General features: G+C 71.7%; 14 protein-coding genes. 13 read left to right on the top strand and 1 reads right to left on the bottom strand.

Features of this window, described 5'->3' with window-relative positions; genetic code table 11:
• Nucleotide 1 precedes the first annotated feature (1 nt).
• The 9 genes from AB0M79_RS27495 (at nucleotide 2) to AB0M79_RS27455 (ending at nucleotide 8,346) form a co-directional block, all read left to right on the top strand.
• Nucleotides 2-907 (top strand): ABC transporter permease, encoded by a 906-nt coding sequence (locus AB0M79_RS27495; protein ID WP_364218784.1) that lies wholly within the window; start codon nucleotides 2-4, stop codon nucleotides 905-907.
• Nucleotides 904-2,043, top strand: coding sequence for an enolase C-terminal domain-like protein (locus tag AB0M79_RS27490; protein ID WP_364218782.1), 1,140 nt, complete (start codon nucleotides 904-906; stop codon nucleotides 2,041-2,043). Before AB0M79_RS27495 ends, AB0M79_RS27490 begins: the two co-directional genes overlap by 4 nt.
• A gap of 96 nt (nucleotides 2,044-2,139) precedes the next feature.
• Nucleotides 2,140-2,628 (top strand): nuclear transport factor 2 family protein, encoded by a 489-nt coding sequence (locus AB0M79_RS27485; RefSeq protein WP_364219004.1) that lies wholly within the window; start codon nucleotides 2,140-2,142, stop codon nucleotides 2,626-2,628.
• Complete coding sequence (locus AB0M79_RS27480; RefSeq protein ID WP_364218780.1) at nucleotides 2,625-3,641, top strand: LLM class flavin-dependent oxidoreductase; 1,017 nt, start codon at nucleotides 2,625-2,627, stop codon at nucleotides 3,639-3,641. The genes AB0M79_RS27485 and AB0M79_RS27480 overlap by 4 nt, the downstream gene beginning before the upstream one ends.
• Entirely contained in the window at nucleotides 3,638-4,834 is a 1,197-nt protein-coding gene (locus tag AB0M79_RS27475; protein WP_364218778.1) for a thiolase family protein, read from the top strand. Before AB0M79_RS27480 ends, AB0M79_RS27475 begins: the two co-directional genes overlap by 4 nt.
• A gap of 24 nt (nucleotides 4,835-4,858) precedes the next feature.
• Nucleotides 4,859-6,229: an acyclic terpene utilization AtuA family protein gene (locus AB0M79_RS27470; RefSeq protein ID WP_364218776.1), complete on the top strand. Its 1,371-nt coding sequence runs from the start codon at nucleotides 4,859-4,861 to the stop codon at nucleotides 6,227-6,229.
• Complete coding sequence (locus tag AB0M79_RS27465) at nucleotides 6,226-6,525, top strand: hypothetical protein (RefSeq protein ID WP_364218774.1); 300 nt, start codon at nucleotides 6,226-6,228, stop codon at nucleotides 6,523-6,525. Before AB0M79_RS27470 ends, AB0M79_RS27465 begins: the two co-directional genes overlap by 4 nt.
• A 22-nt stretch (nucleotides 6,526-6,547) precedes the next feature.
• A complete protein-coding gene (locus AB0M79_RS27460) occupies nucleotides 6,548-7,315 on the top strand; it encodes an SDR family NAD(P)-dependent oxidoreductase (protein WP_364218772.1) in 768 nt (255 codons plus the stop codon).
• Nucleotides 7,315-8,346, top strand: a complete 1,032-nt coding sequence (locus AB0M79_RS27455) for a cyclase family protein (RefSeq protein ID WP_364218770.1) — start codon at nucleotides 7,315-7,317, stop codon at nucleotides 8,344-8,346. The genes AB0M79_RS27460 and AB0M79_RS27455 overlap by 1 nt, the downstream gene beginning before the upstream one ends.
• Before the next feature lie 29 nt (nucleotides 8,347-8,375).
• On the opposite strand, the gene AB0M79_RS27450 is transcribed toward AB0M79_RS27455, so the two are convergent.
• Nucleotides 8,376-9,107: an FCD domain-containing protein gene (locus AB0M79_RS27450; RefSeq protein WP_364218768.1), complete on the bottom strand. Its 732-nt coding sequence runs from the start codon at nucleotides 9,105-9,107 to the stop codon at nucleotides 8,376-8,378.
• Between the two features lie 118 nt (nucleotides 9,108-9,225).
• Here AB0M79_RS27450 and AB0M79_RS27445 point away from each other — a divergent pair, with 118 nt between their 5' ends.
• The 4 genes from AB0M79_RS27445 to AB0M79_RS27430 are packed head-to-tail and all read left to right on the top strand — an operon-like array spanning nucleotide 9,226 to nucleotide 14,511.
• Nucleotides 9,226-10,845 carry an AMP-binding protein gene (locus AB0M79_RS27445; protein ID WP_364218766.1) on the top strand — a complete coding sequence of 540 codons (1,620 nt, stop codon included), beginning with the start codon at nucleotides 9,226-9,228 and terminating at the stop codon, nucleotides 10,843-10,845.
• A gap of 52 nt (nucleotides 10,846-10,897) precedes the next feature.
• Nucleotides 10,898-12,397: an aldehyde dehydrogenase family protein gene (locus AB0M79_RS27440; RefSeq protein ID WP_364218764.1), complete on the top strand. Its 1,500-nt coding sequence runs from the start codon at nucleotides 10,898-10,900 to the stop codon at nucleotides 12,395-12,397.
• A gap of 13 nt (nucleotides 12,398-12,410) precedes the next feature.
• Nucleotides 12,411-13,643 carry a reductive dehalogenase domain-containing protein gene (locus AB0M79_RS27435; protein WP_364218762.1) on the top strand — a complete coding sequence of 411 codons (1,233 nt, stop codon included), beginning with the start codon at nucleotides 12,411-12,413 and terminating at the stop codon, nucleotides 13,641-13,643.
• Nucleotides 13,630-14,511, top strand: coding sequence for a CoA ester lyase (locus AB0M79_RS27430; RefSeq protein WP_364218760.1), 882 nt, complete (start codon nucleotides 13,630-13,632; stop codon nucleotides 14,509-14,511). Before AB0M79_RS27435 ends, AB0M79_RS27430 begins: the two co-directional genes overlap by 14 nt.
• The last annotated feature ends 28 nt before the right edge of the window (nucleotides 14,512-14,539 follow it).

Genomic DNA, 14,539 nt, shown 5'->3' with positions numbered 1-14,539 from the left:
CATGAGCGGCACCGCACCGACCAGGAAGAAGACCGGGCCGATCGGGGCCGGCATGAGGCCGGGGACGAAGGGCGGCCGGCCGGGAAAGGGCGGCCTCGGCCTCGCCCCGAAGGTCGGGCTGGTCTTCATCGCCGGGCTGGTCCTGCTGGCACTGGTCGGTGACCTGCTGGTCCGCACCGACCCGAACGCGCAGGACCTGCTGCGCCGGATGGAGTCACCGAGCGGGGACCACTGGCTCGGCACCGACGCGTACGGGCGGGACACCCTCGCCCGGCTGATCGCCGGCGCCCGGCTGACCCTGGTGGCGACGTTGCAGGCGGTCGGCACGGCAGTGGTCCTGGGCATCCCGCTGGGCCTGGTCGCCGGATACGCCGGCGGAATCGTCGACGCCGTGCTCGGCCGGATCGCCGACTCGGTGATGAGCGTGCCGACGCTGATCCTGGCCCTGGCCATCGTCGGCATCCTCGGGCCGGGCCTGACCAACGCGATGATCGCGGTCGGCATCGTCTTCGCGCCCAGGTTCTTCCGGGTGGCGCGGGGCGCCGCGTCCGGCATCCGCAACGAGCCGTACATCGAGGCGTGCCAGGCGATCGGCTGTTCGCCGGCCCGGATCCTGTTGCGACACATGCTGCCGAACGCCAGCGGACCGCTGCTGATCCAGACGACGTACAGCCTGGGACTGGTCGTCATCGCGGAAGCCAGCCTGAGCTTCCTCGGACTCGGCGTGCAGGCGCCGGACGCGACCTGGGGCGGGATGACCCGCGAGGCGTTCGGGTCGGTGTCCCGCAACGGATTCCCGATGCTGCCGCCGCTGTTGATGATCTTCCTGACCATCCTGGCGTTCTCCATGGTCGGCGACGGCATCCGCGACCGGCTCACCCGGGGTCGGGACGGGAAGCGGATATGACGCCGCTGGTCGGGTCGGTCGAGATCACCCCGTTCCGCCTACCGCTGCGCCGGCCGGTCCGGTACGCCATCGGCTCCGACGACGTCGCCGAGCACGTGCTCGTCGCCGTACGCCTGGCCGACGGGACCACCGGCTATGGGGAGGCCATCCCGCGCCCCATGGTGTACGGCGAGACGCTGGCCTCGGTGCTCGACGTGCTGGACCGGGTCCTCGCCCCGGCCGCCGTCGACACCCCGGTCGGCCGGCCGGAGCTTTTTCGGGCACGTACCCGGCACCTGGTCGGCAACCCGACCGCCCGCAGCGCCGTCGAGCTGGCGATGTTCGACGCGCTGGCCCGCTTCGTCGGGCTGCCCGCCCACCAGTTGCTCGGCGGTCATGCCGGTGACGTCGCCGCCGCCGCGCTGCTCAGCTGGGGGCGGCCCGACGAGGTGGCCGCCGTGGCGGTCGAGGCGTCGACCGGTTGGGGGGTCACGTCCTTCAAGCTGAAGGTCGGGATCGACCTCGACCTGGACATCGCCACCACCCGGGCGGTACGTACGGCGGTCGGCCCGGACGCCCTGCTCTACGCCGACGCCAACCAGGGCTACACCTCGGCGCAGGCGGCCCGGTTCGTGGCGGCGACCCGCGAGGTCGGGCTGGCCTGGCTGGAGGAGCCGTGTCCCCCTGGGGCGGTCGGTGGACCGGCCTTCGCCCGGAGCAGCCCGGTGCCGGTCGTCGGTGACGAGAGCTGTCCCGACCCGGCCTCCGTCGGCGCGGCCGTACTGGCCGGCCGGGTCGGCATGGTGAGCATCAAGACCGCCCGTACGGCCCTGCGCCGCTCGGCGACGATCCGCGACTTCTGCGCGGTCACCGGCACGGACGTGGTCGTCGGCAGCCAGGGCGAGTCGGCCGTCGGCACGTTCGCGGCGGCGTCGTTCGCGGCGGCGACGCCGGATACGAGCCGGTATCCGGCCGAGGTCCTCTACTTCCTCGACCTGCGCCACGACATCGCCCGGGAGCCGCCGGTGGTCGCGGGAGGTCGGCTGCGGCTGCCGGACCGGCCGGGATTCGGGTTCGAGTTGGACGCCGACGCGCTCGCCGCGGCGGCCTGCGGCCCGACGGTCCGGGTCGGTGCGGAAGTGCCGGTCGGACGGTAGCCCGCCCGATCCGAATCTATTACTATAGTTCGCATGGATAGGTTGCCTGATCCGCTCGTCTCGGGGTCGGGAACCGGTGCTGAAGGGGGGACGGTGATGGATCCACTCTGGGAGCGCCTCGGACGACAGGCAGTCGTCACCGAGGCCGCCCGGCAGTTGCAGGTCGCGTACTGCGCGGCGTTCGACCGGGCCGACCGCGAGGCGTTGCTGCCACTGTTCGATCCGGACGCGGTGTTCCGCCGCCCCGACTCGGTCTGCGCCGGCCGTGCCGCGATCCTCGACTTCTACGAGCACCTGTGGGCGGCCGGGACCAGACCCACCCGGCACTTTCCGGTGGTGGTCGAGGTCGACGAGATCGGCGAGCGGCTGCTGAGGGTCCGGACCAGCTACTTCCTGATCCTCGGCCACGGCGACGACCTCTACGTCGGCTGGGGCGACTACGACGACCGGGTCGCGGTGGGTCCGCAGGGGCTGGTCTTCGTGGCGAAGACCAGCACCATCGAGGGCCTCGTCCGCGCCGAGGGCGGCTGGGGCCGGGCCAGTCGTACCCCGCCGCCCTGGCTACCGGGAAGGAAGACGCCGTGAAGCTCGGGATCATCATCGGTGACGTCCGCACGTCGGTACCACCCGCCGAACACCTCGACCAGCTGCTCAGACAGGTCGAGGCGGCGCAACGCAACGGGTTCACCCACATCACGATCGGCCAGCACTTCATGTACGGCGACCTGCGCTGGCTACAGCCCGTGCCGGTGCTGGCCCGGCTGGCCGCCGAGGTCGACCCGCACATCACCCTCGCGACGAACATCGTCGTCGTGCCGCTCTACCACCCGGTGCTGCTGGCCGAGGAACTCGCGACGCTGGACATCATCACCGCCGGCCGGCTGGTCGTCGGCGCCGGCATCGGCTACCGCACCCAGGAGTTCGAATACCTCGGCGTGCCCTACGGCGAACGGATCTCCCGGTTCGAGGAGTCGCTGGAACTCATCCGTCGACTATGGACCGAGCGCAAGGTCGACCACCACGGTCGGCACTGGCGGTTCGAGGGCGCCGAACCGCACCTGCGGCCGGTCCAGCAGCCGCACCCGCAGATCTGGATCGGCGCCCAGTCCGCGCCCGGCGTACGGCGGGCCGCCCGGCTCGGCGACCGCTGGACCATCTCACCCCGCGAGCCGCTACCCGCACTCAGCAGGCTGTGGGAGACATACCGGCGCGAGCGGGAGGCCCTCGGCCTGCCGGTGCGACCTCCGATCATGCGTCGCGACCTGATCCTCGGCCGGGACCGGACGGACGCACTGGAACGCTTCGGCGCGATGGCACAGGGGCGCTACCTCGCCTACGCCAACCGGGAACTGGCCGCGCTCGACGCCGACACCGTCGCCAGCAACTTCTCCGAGGCGGTGAAGGACACCGTCCTCGCCGGCAGCCCCGACCAGGTCATCGACCAACTACGCGCCATTCACGATGCCGTACCGCTCGACGCGATCCTGGTCCGGCCACAGTGGCCGGACATGTCCGCCGCCGACGTCGTGAACTATCTCGACGACCTGGGCCGGGACATCGCACCCCGGCTCACCGAGTTCGCGGCGGCGCCGCTATGAACGCCGTCGTCATCGACGCGGTCCGATCCCCGATCGGCCGGGGCAAGGCCGGCGGCGCGCTGTCCGGCCTGCACCCGGTCGAACTGCTCGGCCAGGTACTCACCGGCCTGCTGGCCCGCAACGGCACCGTCGACCCGACCGACGTCGACGACGTCATCGTCGGCTGCGTCAGCCAGGCCGGCGAACAGTCCGGCTGCCCGGGGCGGCTCGCCTGGCTCGGCGCCGGGCTGCCGGAGACCGTGCCGGCCACCACGATCGACCGCCGGTGCGGCTCCGGCCAGCAGGCCGTCCACTTCGCGGCCCAAGGGATCGCCGCCGGCGCCTACGACCTGGTGGTTGCCGCCGGCGTCGAGTCGATGAGCCGGGTGCCGATGTTCAGCGCCCGCGCCGGCGGCGACCCGTGGGGACCGTCGGTCACCGCCCGCTACGCCCCGGGACTGGTCCCACAGGGCATCTCCGCCGAACTGGTCGCCGCCCGCCACGCAATCTCCCGATCCGACCTGGACGCCCTGGCGCTGCGCTCGCAACAGCGGGCCGCCGCCGCCGCGCGACGTGGCGCCTTCGCCGCCGAGATCGTCCCGATCACCGTCCCGGCCGCCGACGGTACGGTGCGCACCGTCAACGCCGACGAGACCATCCGGGCCGGCACCACCGTCGAGGCGCTGGCCGGGCTGCGACCGTCGTTCGTCGACGGCACCGCCCGGGAACGCTTCCCGGAGATCTCCTGGTCGGTGACCGCCGGCAACTCCTCGCAGTTCGGCGACGGCGCCGCGGCGATGCTGCTGGCCAGCGAGGATTACGCGGCGCGGCACGGGCTCACCCCGCGGGCCCGATTCGAGGGCTTCGCACTGGCCGCCGGTGACCCCGTACTGATGCTCGACGCGCCGATCCCGGCGACCCGCAAGGTGCTCGACCGGGCCGGACTGCGGCTCACCGACATCGACCACTTCGAGGTCAACGAGGCGTTCGCGAGCGTGCCGCTGGCGTGGCAACGGGCCCTGCGCGTCGACGCCGAGCTGGTCAACCCGCTGGGCGGGGCCATCGCGCTCGGGCATCCGCTCGGCGCCTCGGGCGTCCGGTTGATGACGACCATGTTGTACGCCATGGAGGCCGGCGGCACCCGGCGTGGCCTGCAGACCATGTGCGAGGGCTCGGGCATGGCCAACGCGACCGTCATCACCCGCGATGTCTAGGGCTACTACCCATGAGGGGGCACTGTGTTAGCAGGTGGGGCACTGGAGGCAGGCCGGCTGGCCCGACCCGCCACGAGCCTGTCCATCGGATGCGGATCCGGCTATTCCAACGACCGGCTGGATCTCGCGGCGGACCTGGCCGGCAGCGGCCTGGTGAGCTATCTGGGGTTCGACTGCCTCGCCGAACGCACGCTGGCGCTGGCCCAGATGCAGCGCCGGGCCGACCCCGACCGCGGTCACGACCAGCGGATCGGCAAACTGCCGGCGTTGCTGCGGGACTACCTCGCCGCCGGCGGCCGGATGGTCGGCAACTTCGGCGCGGCCAACCCGACCGCCGCCCAGCGGGACTGCCTCGACGCCCTGCGCGCGACCGGCCTGACCGGGGTACGGGTCGGCGTCATCGAGGGCGACGATGTGCTCGACCTCGTCACCGAACTGGACTGCGAGCTTCCCGAACTCGGTTCGACGGTGTCCCGCGAAGCGCACCGGGTGGTCTCCGCGAACGCCTACATCGGCGCGGACGGCGTCGTCGACTGCCTGGCCGACGGCGCGCAGATCGTCATCGGTGGCCGGCTGTCCGACCCGTCGATCTTCGTCGGCCCGATCTGCCACGAACTCGGCTGGCAACTCGACGACTGGCCCCGGGTCGCGCTGGCCACCATGGCCGGGCACCTGCTCGAGTGCGGGGTGCACAGCACCGGCGGCAACTACGAGGATCCGCCCTTCCGGTTCGTGCCCGACCCGCACAACCTCGGATTCCCGTACGCCGTGGTCGAGGACGGCTCCGTCGTGCTGCGCAAGCTGCCGGGCACCGGCGGGCGTATCGACCGCCAGGTGGTCCGCTCCCAGCTCTACTTCGAGATCTGCGACCCGCGGCACTACCCGACCCCGGACGTCACCGCCGACTTCAGCGAGGTGCTCGTCGAGGAGGTCGGCGAGGACCAGGTACGGCTCTCCGGCGTCACCGGCCGGGAGCGGCCGGACCGGTTGAAGGTCCTGGTCGGCCTGGATCTCGGCTGGCGGGCGCTGGGCGAGGCGTCGTACGGCGGCCCGGGCGCGATCGACCGCGCGCGGCGTGCCGAGGAGATCATCCGGCGGCGGCTGGAACCGGTCGCCGCCGAGATCGCCGAGATCGACGTCTCCTACCACGGGGTGAACGCGCTCTTCGGGGACTCCTCGCCTTCCGGTCAGCCGTCCGAGGTACGGCTGCGGGTCGCCGCGCAGTGCCACACCGAGGCGGCCGCCCGTGCCGTCGCCTACGAGGCCGAATACCTCTACTTCGGACCGGCCGCCGCGGGCGGCATGACGTCGAGCGTCAGCCCGGCCATCGGCGTCACCCCGGCCTACGTACCGCGCGCCCGGGTGCGTACCGATTTCGAGGTGGTGACGGCGTGAAGGTCCGGGACATCGCCTACGCCCGCTGCGGCGACAAGGGCGACAGCAACAACATCTGCGTCTTCGTCTACGACCCGGAGCACTACCCGCTGCTCGCCGAGCGGCTCACCGTCGCCCGCGTCGGGGCGGCCTTCGGCGGACTCGTCGCCGGTGACGTCGTCCGATACGACATTCCCAGCAACCACGGGCTGAACTTCGTGCTCACCGGATCGCTCCGCGGCGGCGTGTCGATGTCGCTGCGGACCGACCCGCACGGCAAGGCGTACGCGTCGTTGCTCCTCGGCATCGAACTGTGACAACGAAAACGGAGGTACGGGCATGAGACTCGCAGGACGGGTGGCGCTGGTCACCGGCGCCGGCTCCGGCATGGGCCGGGCGAGCGCGATCCGGTTCGCCGAAGAGGGCGCCACGGTCGTCGCCACCGATCTGGACGAAGCCTCGGTACGTGAGACCGCCGACCAGATCACCGCGGCCGGTGGTGCGGCGCGGTGGGCGGTGCTCGACGTGACCTCACGCGAGAACATCGACCGGGTCGTGGCGGAGGTCGAACGCGACCACGGCATCCTGCACGTGTTGTTCAACCACGTCGGCGCCCCCGGCGCGGCCGGGCTGGACATCACCGACGAGGAGTGGCAGTTCGCCATCGACGTCAACCTCAAGGGCGGGTTCTTCCTGACCGGTGCGGCGCTGCCGTTGCTACGCAAGGCGTCCGGCTCGGCGTCGGTCATCTTCACCGCCTCGACCGCCGGGCTGGTCGGTTCCCCGATCAGCCCGCTCTATTCGTTGACCAAGGGCGGTGTGGTGAACTTCGTCCGTGGCCTGGCGCTGAACCTCGCCGCGGACGGCATCCGGGTCAACGGCATCTGTCCGGGACCGATCGACACCCCGATGCTGCCGAAGTTCTTCTCCCGGGCCGCCGAGGGCGTACCGGCCGAGCTGATGCAGCAGTACATGTCGGTGATCCCGCTCGGGCGGGCCGGCACGGTGACCGAGATCGCCAACGCGGCCCTGTTCCTCGCCTGCGACGAGTCCAGCTTCATCACCGGTGTGCCGCTGCCGGTCGACGGCGGATACCTGGCGCGCTGATGGCGGACGACGGCGCGGCGCGGACGCCCGGCGGGGAGCGGGCCGGACTGCCGACGTACGCGCAACTGCGAGACCGACAGGGTGCCCCGGCCGGGTCGAGCTGGGGACTGTTCGGCGATGCCGACGAACTCGGCACCGTCGCCCTGCTGACGCCGCAGCGGGTGCTGGCGGCGGCCCGGACCGTCCGCCGGGGGGCCGTCTTCCGCCTCGACCTGCCGATCGACGCCTTCGACCCGCCGCTGGCGTCGTCGCGGGGCGTACCGCGTCACACGATCTTCCAGCGGGACCCCAACCACCGTGACGACCTGGTCGACGGGCTGTATCTGCAGGCGACCTCGCAGGTCGACGGGCTGCGGCACTTCCGGCACTGGGAACACGGCTTCTACAACGGGGTCGCCGACGACCGGGTCCGGGAAGGTTCACCCGACCTGGGCATCCAACGCTGGGCCGAGCACGGCATCGTCGGCCGGGGCGTCCTGGTCGACCTGCCCCGCTATCTGCGCTCGCTCGACGACGACTGGGACCCGGCGGGTTGGCGGGCGTTCACGGTCGGGGAACTGGAGGGTGCGCTGGCCTACCAGGGGGTGGCGCTGCGCGACGGCGACATCCTGCTGTTGCGTACCGGGTGGCTGGCCACCGTGCTGGCGCACGACGTCGACCGGCGCCGGGCGTTCGCCGCCGCGCCCACCAGTCCCGGACTGGAGCAGAGCGAGGAGATGCTCGCCTGGCTGTGGGACCACCGGCTGGCGATGGTGGCCTCGGACAACATGGCGGTGGAGGCGCTGCCGCCGGCCCCGGACTCGCCGTTCGTCTCCGGCCGGGAGGCGGCGGGGGAGCGCGGGCCGCACACCGGTCTGATGCACCGCGCGCTCATCCCACTGCTGGGGTTCGCCCTCGGTGAACTGTGGGACCTTGATGCGCTGGCCGCCGACTGCGCGGCTGACGGCGTCTGGGAGACGCTGCTGGTCGTGACCCCGCTGCACGTCGTCGGCGGGGTCGGCTCGCCGGCCAACGTGGTGGCGGTCAAGTGAGCGGCGACCGGCCGGACGGCGGCCGGACCCTAGTGCCAGTCGACGATCTCGTCGAGGAAGCCGGGGTAGCGCTTCTCCGCCTGCGCGATGAACTCGGTCATGTGTTCGCGGGTGAGCCGCTCGGCGAGTTCGGCGTCGCCGGCGGTGATCGCCGCCACGATGTCCGCGTGGGCCTCGACCACCCGGGCCCGCGCCTCCAGCGGGAAGACGACCCCGGTGATGCGTTCGGCGTAGATGTTGCCGATGGCCCGGCTGACGAGATCCAGCACCCGGTTGCCGGAGGCCCCGGCGAGCACGGCGTGGAAGTCGGTGCCGGCTTCGAACTGTGCCCGGGAGTCACCGACCGGGTGTTCCCGGGCCTGCTCGACCACCGTGTTGAGCGCGGCGAGGGTGTCCGGGTCCCCGCGCAGCGCGGCCTGCCGGGCGATCACCGGCTCGAGCACCAGGCGGGCCTCGGCCAGCTCCCGGAACGTGGCACCGGCGACATGGAAGTAGAGGGTGGCCATCTGGCCGAAGTGCTGGCTGCTGACGGTCTGCACGACCGGCCCGCCGCCCGGCCCGGGCCGGATCGTCAGCAGGCCGTGGACCTCGAGAATGCGCAACGCCTCGCGCAGCGAGGCGCGGCCGACGCCGAACTGCTCCAGCATCGCGCTCTCCGAGGGCAGCGCGGCCCCTGCCCCGAGCCGCCGCCGGACAATGTCCTTGACGATCTCCCGGGCGATGACCGAGGCGAGTTTGGTGTTGCCACCGTTTCGTGTCACCTGATCTCCAACCGATCGACTGGCGGCACCGGCGTGCAGCTAATCACTTCAATCCATCCCAAAAATCTCTGTGCATCATAGCACCAGTTTGAGCACGGTGGATTGCCCGGAGGCAGCCTTGTCAGCATCCGACACCACCCTCCCGAACCCGTCCCGTGGTCACCGCGGGACCGGCGAAACCGTCAACTTCGCGACCGGCCGGGGGATCGTGGAGCTGATCCACGACCGCGCCCGCAGTCGCGCAGAGCATGCTTTCCTGTTCTGGGACCCGATGGACGCACCAGTGCAGACCTGGTCCTACGCCCGGTTCGCACACGACGTCGACGCGGTCGCCGCGGGTCTGCTCGCCCGTGGAGTGCGCCCGGGCGACCGGGTGGCGATCGTACTCGACAACTGTCCCGAGTTCGCCATCACCTGGGCCGCGCTGTTGAGCGTGGGCGCGGTCGCCGTATGCCTCAACACCCGAAGCTCCACCGACGAACTCGTCTACTACGCCGGTCACTCCGGCGTGGTGGGCGTGGTGACCCAACCGGCCGCGGCGTCCCGCGTCGCCACGGCGATGCGCGACGTACGGTGGACCGTGGTGACGGCCGGCGACGGCGATCACCGCGCACGGGACACCCCGGCTGAGCCGGGGGACACCTTCGAGGCGTTGCGCGGCGACCCGTCGACGGTGCGCCGGGTGCTGTCCGGCCCGCTGGACCCGGCCACCATCCAGTACACCTCGGGCACCACGTCGCGGCCCAAGGCGGTCCTGTGGACGCACGCGAACTGCCTGTGGGCGGGCCGGGTCAACGCCACGCACGAGGGTCTGCGGCCGGACGACGTACACCTGATCTCCCTGCCCCTGTTCCACGCAAACGCGCTGGGCTATTCGTTGCTGCCGACGCTGTGGGCGGGGGCCAGCGCCGTGCTGCTGCCCCGGTTCAGCGCGTCCCGGTTCTGGGAGGTCTCGCTGCGGCACCGGTGCACCTGGGCGTCCATGGTCCGGTTCACCTACCAGGTGCTGGCGACGCACGAGGTGCCGGCCGGGCACTCGTACCGCCGGTGGGGCCACAGTTTCTGCGCGTCGGCCGAGACCTCGTACGCCGGTACGGAGACCATCGGCTGGTACGGCATGACCGAGACCGTGTCACACCCGCTCTGCGGGGAACTGCACCAGTCCAATCAGGACGGCAGCATCGGCCGCCCCACCCCCGAGTACGGCGTCGCCGTCGTCGACGGGCAGGGCCGGCCGGTCGGCCCCGGCGAACCCGGCGAACTGCTGGTGCGCGGCGTACCGGGCATCTCGCTTTTCGGGGGCTACGCCGGCGACCCGGCCGCCACCGCGGACGCGTACGACGAGGCGGGCTGGTTCCGCACCGGTGACCGGGTGCGCTACGACGAGGCCGGGGTCTTCCGCTTCGTCGACCGGGCCAAGGACATGCTCAAGGTCGGCGGGGAGAACATCGCCGCACTCGAGGTCGAGACCGTGCTCCTCGATGTGCCCGGGGTCCGCGAGGCGGCGGTGGTCGGCCGGCCGGATCCGGTGCGGGGCGAGGTGCCGGTCGCGTTCGTGGCGGCGGCCGGGCCGGACGGTGTGGTGGGCGAGCGGGCGCTGGCGGAGTGCCGCCGGAGGTTGGCGGATTTCAAGGTGCCGGCGCGGGTCGTCGTGCTGTCCGAGTTGCCCCGGACGACCATCCACAAGATCGCCAAGTCGGAGCTGCGGGCGCTGGCCAGGGATCTGGACCTTGGGTGACCAAGATTCTATGCGTATGATACGAACAATAAAGACGACTGAGGAGGACACCGTGCTCCCGTCCGATTCCGCTCCCACCGGTCCGCTCGGTCCCGCCGCGGCCCGGCTCGTGGCCGGCGACCTTCTCGTGGCCAACACCTGGGCCGCGGGCCGGGGCGAGGCCCAGGAGACCGTCAACCCCGCCGACGAACAGCCACTGTGGCGGATCAACTCGGCCACACCGGCCCAGGTCGACGCCGCCGTGGCCGCCGCCCGGGCAGCCTTCGACGGCGGTGAGTGGTCACGGTGCGGGCCGACGGGCCGCCGCGACCTCCTGCTCGCGCTCGCCGACCAGATGGAGCGGCACCGCGCCGAACTGGAGGAGATCGTCGTCGCCGACGTCGGCACACCGGTCTCGCTGGCCCGCACCCTGCAGGTCGCGATCCCGATCGCCAACCTGCGCTGGTTCGCCGACGCGGCCGTCCGCGGGCCGCGTGGCGGCTACGACGAACCACTGCGACCGCACTTCGGCAACGTCGCCTCGACCAGCATGCTGCTGCGCGAACCGGTCGGCGTCGTCGCCGCCCTGGTCGCCTACAACTACCCGCTCTACCTGACGGTGTGGAAGATCGGCGCTGCCCTCGCGGCCGGCTGCCCGGTCGTCCTCATGCCGTCCCCACGCGCCCCGCTCGCCGTCGCGGCACTGGCCGAGTTGGCCGTACGGGCCGGCTTCCCACCCGGCGCGGTCAACCTGGTGCAGGGCCCGCCGTCGGTCGGCGAGCAACTGGCCCGGCATCCCGACGTCGACATGGTCAGCTTCACCGGCTCGGAGACCGCCGGCGCCGCGGTGATGCGTGCCGCCGCCGACACCACCAAGAAGGTGGTGCTGGAACTCGGCGGCAAGTCGCCCGACATCGTCCTACCCGGCGTCGACCCCGACCAGATCCTGCCCGCCGCAGTGCTCCGGTTCACCCGCAACGCCGGCCAGGGCTGCGGCGCCACCACCCGGCTGCTGGTGCCCCGGCAGCGGTACGACGAGTTCGCCGCCGCGGCCATCGCCGCCCTCGAGAGCCTGAGGGTGGGCGACCCCACCGACCCGGCCACCGACGTCGGGCCGCTGATCAGCGCCGGGCACCGGGCCGGGGTGCTCGCCCGGATCGGGCGCGCGACCGCCGCCGGCGGCCGGGTGCTGTGCGGCGGCCAGGCGCCGCCCGGACCCGGCTACTACCTGCGCCCGACCCTGGTGGGCGGACTGTCCAACAGCGACGAACTCGCCCAGGAGGAACTCTTCGCACCGGTCGGCGTGATCCTGCCCTACGAGGACGTGGCGGACGCCGTCCGGCTGGCCAACGAATCCCGCTTCGGCCTCAACGCCAACATCTGGGGCCCGACCACCGAGGCGTTCCCGATCGCCCGCCGGCTGCGGGTCGGCAACGTGACCCTCAACGGCGGCGGCGACGTACGCCCCGAGTCGCCGTGGGGCGGCTACAAGCGCAGTGGCGTCGGACGCGAAATGGGCGAGGACGGCCTGGCCGAGTACTTCCACGTCAAGCACCTGCAGTGGCGGATGTGAAGGGAGAACGATCATGAAGACCAACAGTCGACGCGAACGCCTACTGGCATCCGTCGCCGAGCGGCTGGTCCGCCCCCGGATGATTCAGATCATGCGGTTCGTCCCGGTGATGCCGCGCGCCTTCAAACCGAAACGCTGGCCGGCCGACCCGCAGATCCGAGTGCCGGAGAACCTGCGTTCCACGCCGGGCATCCGGCGTGACCGGCAGGCCGAGGAGAATGCCTTCGCCGAGGGACCGATGCCCGAGTTCGGCAAGGCACACAGCAAGGCGATCCACTGGGCGCACCAGATGATGTGGCGCTCCTGGATCCCGTCGGCACCCCGGCTCATGCGCGCCTTCCACCGGGTCCGCACGGCACCGACCGCGCCGAGCCACGCCCGGACGCACCAGGTCGACGCGGCGGATCTCACCGCCGAACTGCGCAGCGTCGCGGCCGCCGCCGGCATCAGCACGATCGGCATCACCAATCACGACGAGAAGTACACCTGGGCGCCGTACCTCGGACAGGCACCCGGGGACAAGATCGTGGTATGCATCCTGGAACAGCCGTACGAGCCCACCCAGACCGCACCCAGCGGCCAGGCCGAACGAGCCGCCCTGCGGACGTACGCCGAACTGATGAACCGGGCCCTCGCCGTCGGTCGGTTCCTGCGCGAGCGCGGCTACCAGGCCAATGTCAACGACATCCGCGGCCACGGCGCCTCGCTGCACTACGCCGTCGAGGCCGGCCTGGGCCAACTCGGCCTCAACGGCCAACTGCTGACCCCGGCGGCGGGCTCCCGGTGTCGAATCCTGATGATCAACACGGATGCGCCGCTGACCATCGACCACCCGGTCGACTACGGCATCGAGAAGATCTGCGACAACTGCCTCGCCTGCGTGGAACGGTGCCCATCCGGGGCGATCCCGGCCCGCCGCGACTTCCACCGCGGCGTCTACAAAGCGAAGATCAATACCAAGCGCTGCCTGCCCGTGGTCGCCCAGGTCGACGGCTGCGCCGTGTGCATGAAGGTCTGCCCGGTTCAGCGGTACGGCCTGCCGGCCGTGCTCGACCACTTCGAGAAGACCGACACCATCCTCGGCCGCGGCACCGACGAACTCGAGGGCTACGGCTGGCCACTCGACGACCAGCGCTACGGCCCCGGCCAGAAACCGAGGCTGACCCGCGAATTCTTCGAGGCGATGCCGGAACGCTTCGACAACCAGACCAAATCCACGGGTGACGACAGCGTTGCCTTCCTCTGACCCGGGGGACCGGCCGGACCGACCCGACCCGCGCGACGCCCGCTCGCTGCTCTTCGTACCCGGCAACCGCGGTGACCGTTTCACGAAGGCCGCCGCGAGCGGCGCCGACGCCGTCGTCTGCGACCTCGAGGACGGCGTCGCACCCGCAGCCAAGGACACCGCCCGCGACACTGTGGCCGGCTGGCTGCGGGCAGGCGGCCGGGCAGTCGTCCGGATCAACGCCCCCGGCACCCCCTGGTACGACCGTGACATCGCGGCCCTGGCCGGGCTGCCCGGCCTACTGGGTGTCATGCTGCCGAAAGCGGAGAGCACGACCGACCTCGCCACCCTCTGCGGCACGCTCGGCACGGTGTTGCCCCTCGTCGAGACCGCGCTCGGCGTCCACCGGGCCCACGAGATCGCCGCCGTGCCCGGCGTGGTCCGCTTGGTCTTCGGTTCGCTCGACTACGCCCTGGACGCCGGTACGGCGCTCACCGACACCGCGCTGCTGCACGCCCGGTCCACGCTCGTGCTCGCCAGCCGGGTCGGCGGGATCATCGCACCAGTCGACGGGGTTACCACCGACCTGGCTGACCCGGCCGCTACCGCCAGTGCCGCCCGGCTGGCCCGGGACCTCGGCTTCGGTGGCAAGCTGTGCATTCACCCCCGACAGGTCGATCCTGTCAACCACGCCTTCAGCCCGAGCACCGAAGAGATCCGGCGAGCTACTCAGATCGTCAAAGCCGTGACGGACGACGGAGTCGCCGTGGTCGACGGCGCGATGGTGGACCGGCCGGTGGTCGAGGCCGCCCGCCGTACGCTCATCCACGCGGCCCGCCGGCAGGTATCGCTTGAGCGACGGGACCGGCACCAGAATGGGCTCTCCTGACGCTGTCGTGGGTGGCTTGAGGCCCTGA

Origin of the sequence: Polymorphospora sp. NPDC051019 (assembly GCF_040683055.1) — a bacterium.
GTDB lineage: Bacteria > Actinomycetota > Actinomycetes > Mycobacteriales > Micromonosporaceae > Polymorphospora > Polymorphospora lycopeni.
This window is presented reverse-complemented; position numbering and strand designations above follow the sequence as displayed.

Coding starts and splice junctions, on each gene's coding strand:
- AB0M79_RS27495 (WP_364218784.1), top strand. CDS start 2: ATGAGCGGCACCGCACCGACCAGGAAGAAGACCGGGCCGATCGGGGCC.
- AB0M79_RS27485 (WP_364219004.1), top strand. CDS start 2,140: ATGGATCCACTCTGGGAGCGCCTCGGACGACAGGCAGTCGTCACCGAG.
- AB0M79_RS27490 (WP_364218782.1), top strand. CDS start 904: ATGACGCCGCTGGTCGGGTCGGTCGAGATCACCCCGTTCCGCCTACCG.
- AB0M79_RS27435 (WP_364218762.1), top strand. CDS start 12,411: ATGAAGACCAACAGTCGACGCGAACGCCTACTGGCATCCGTCGCCGAG.
- AB0M79_RS27475 (WP_364218778.1), top strand. CDS start 3,638: ATGAACGCCGTCGTCATCGACGCGGTCCGATCCCCGATCGGCCGGGGC.
- AB0M79_RS27460 (WP_364218772.1), top strand. CDS start 6,548: ATGAGACTCGCAGGACGGGTGGCGCTGGTCACCGGCGCCGGCTCCGGC.
- AB0M79_RS27455 (WP_364218770.1), top strand. CDS start 7,315: ATGGCGGACGACGGCGCGGCGCGGACGCCCGGCGGGGAGCGGGCCGGA.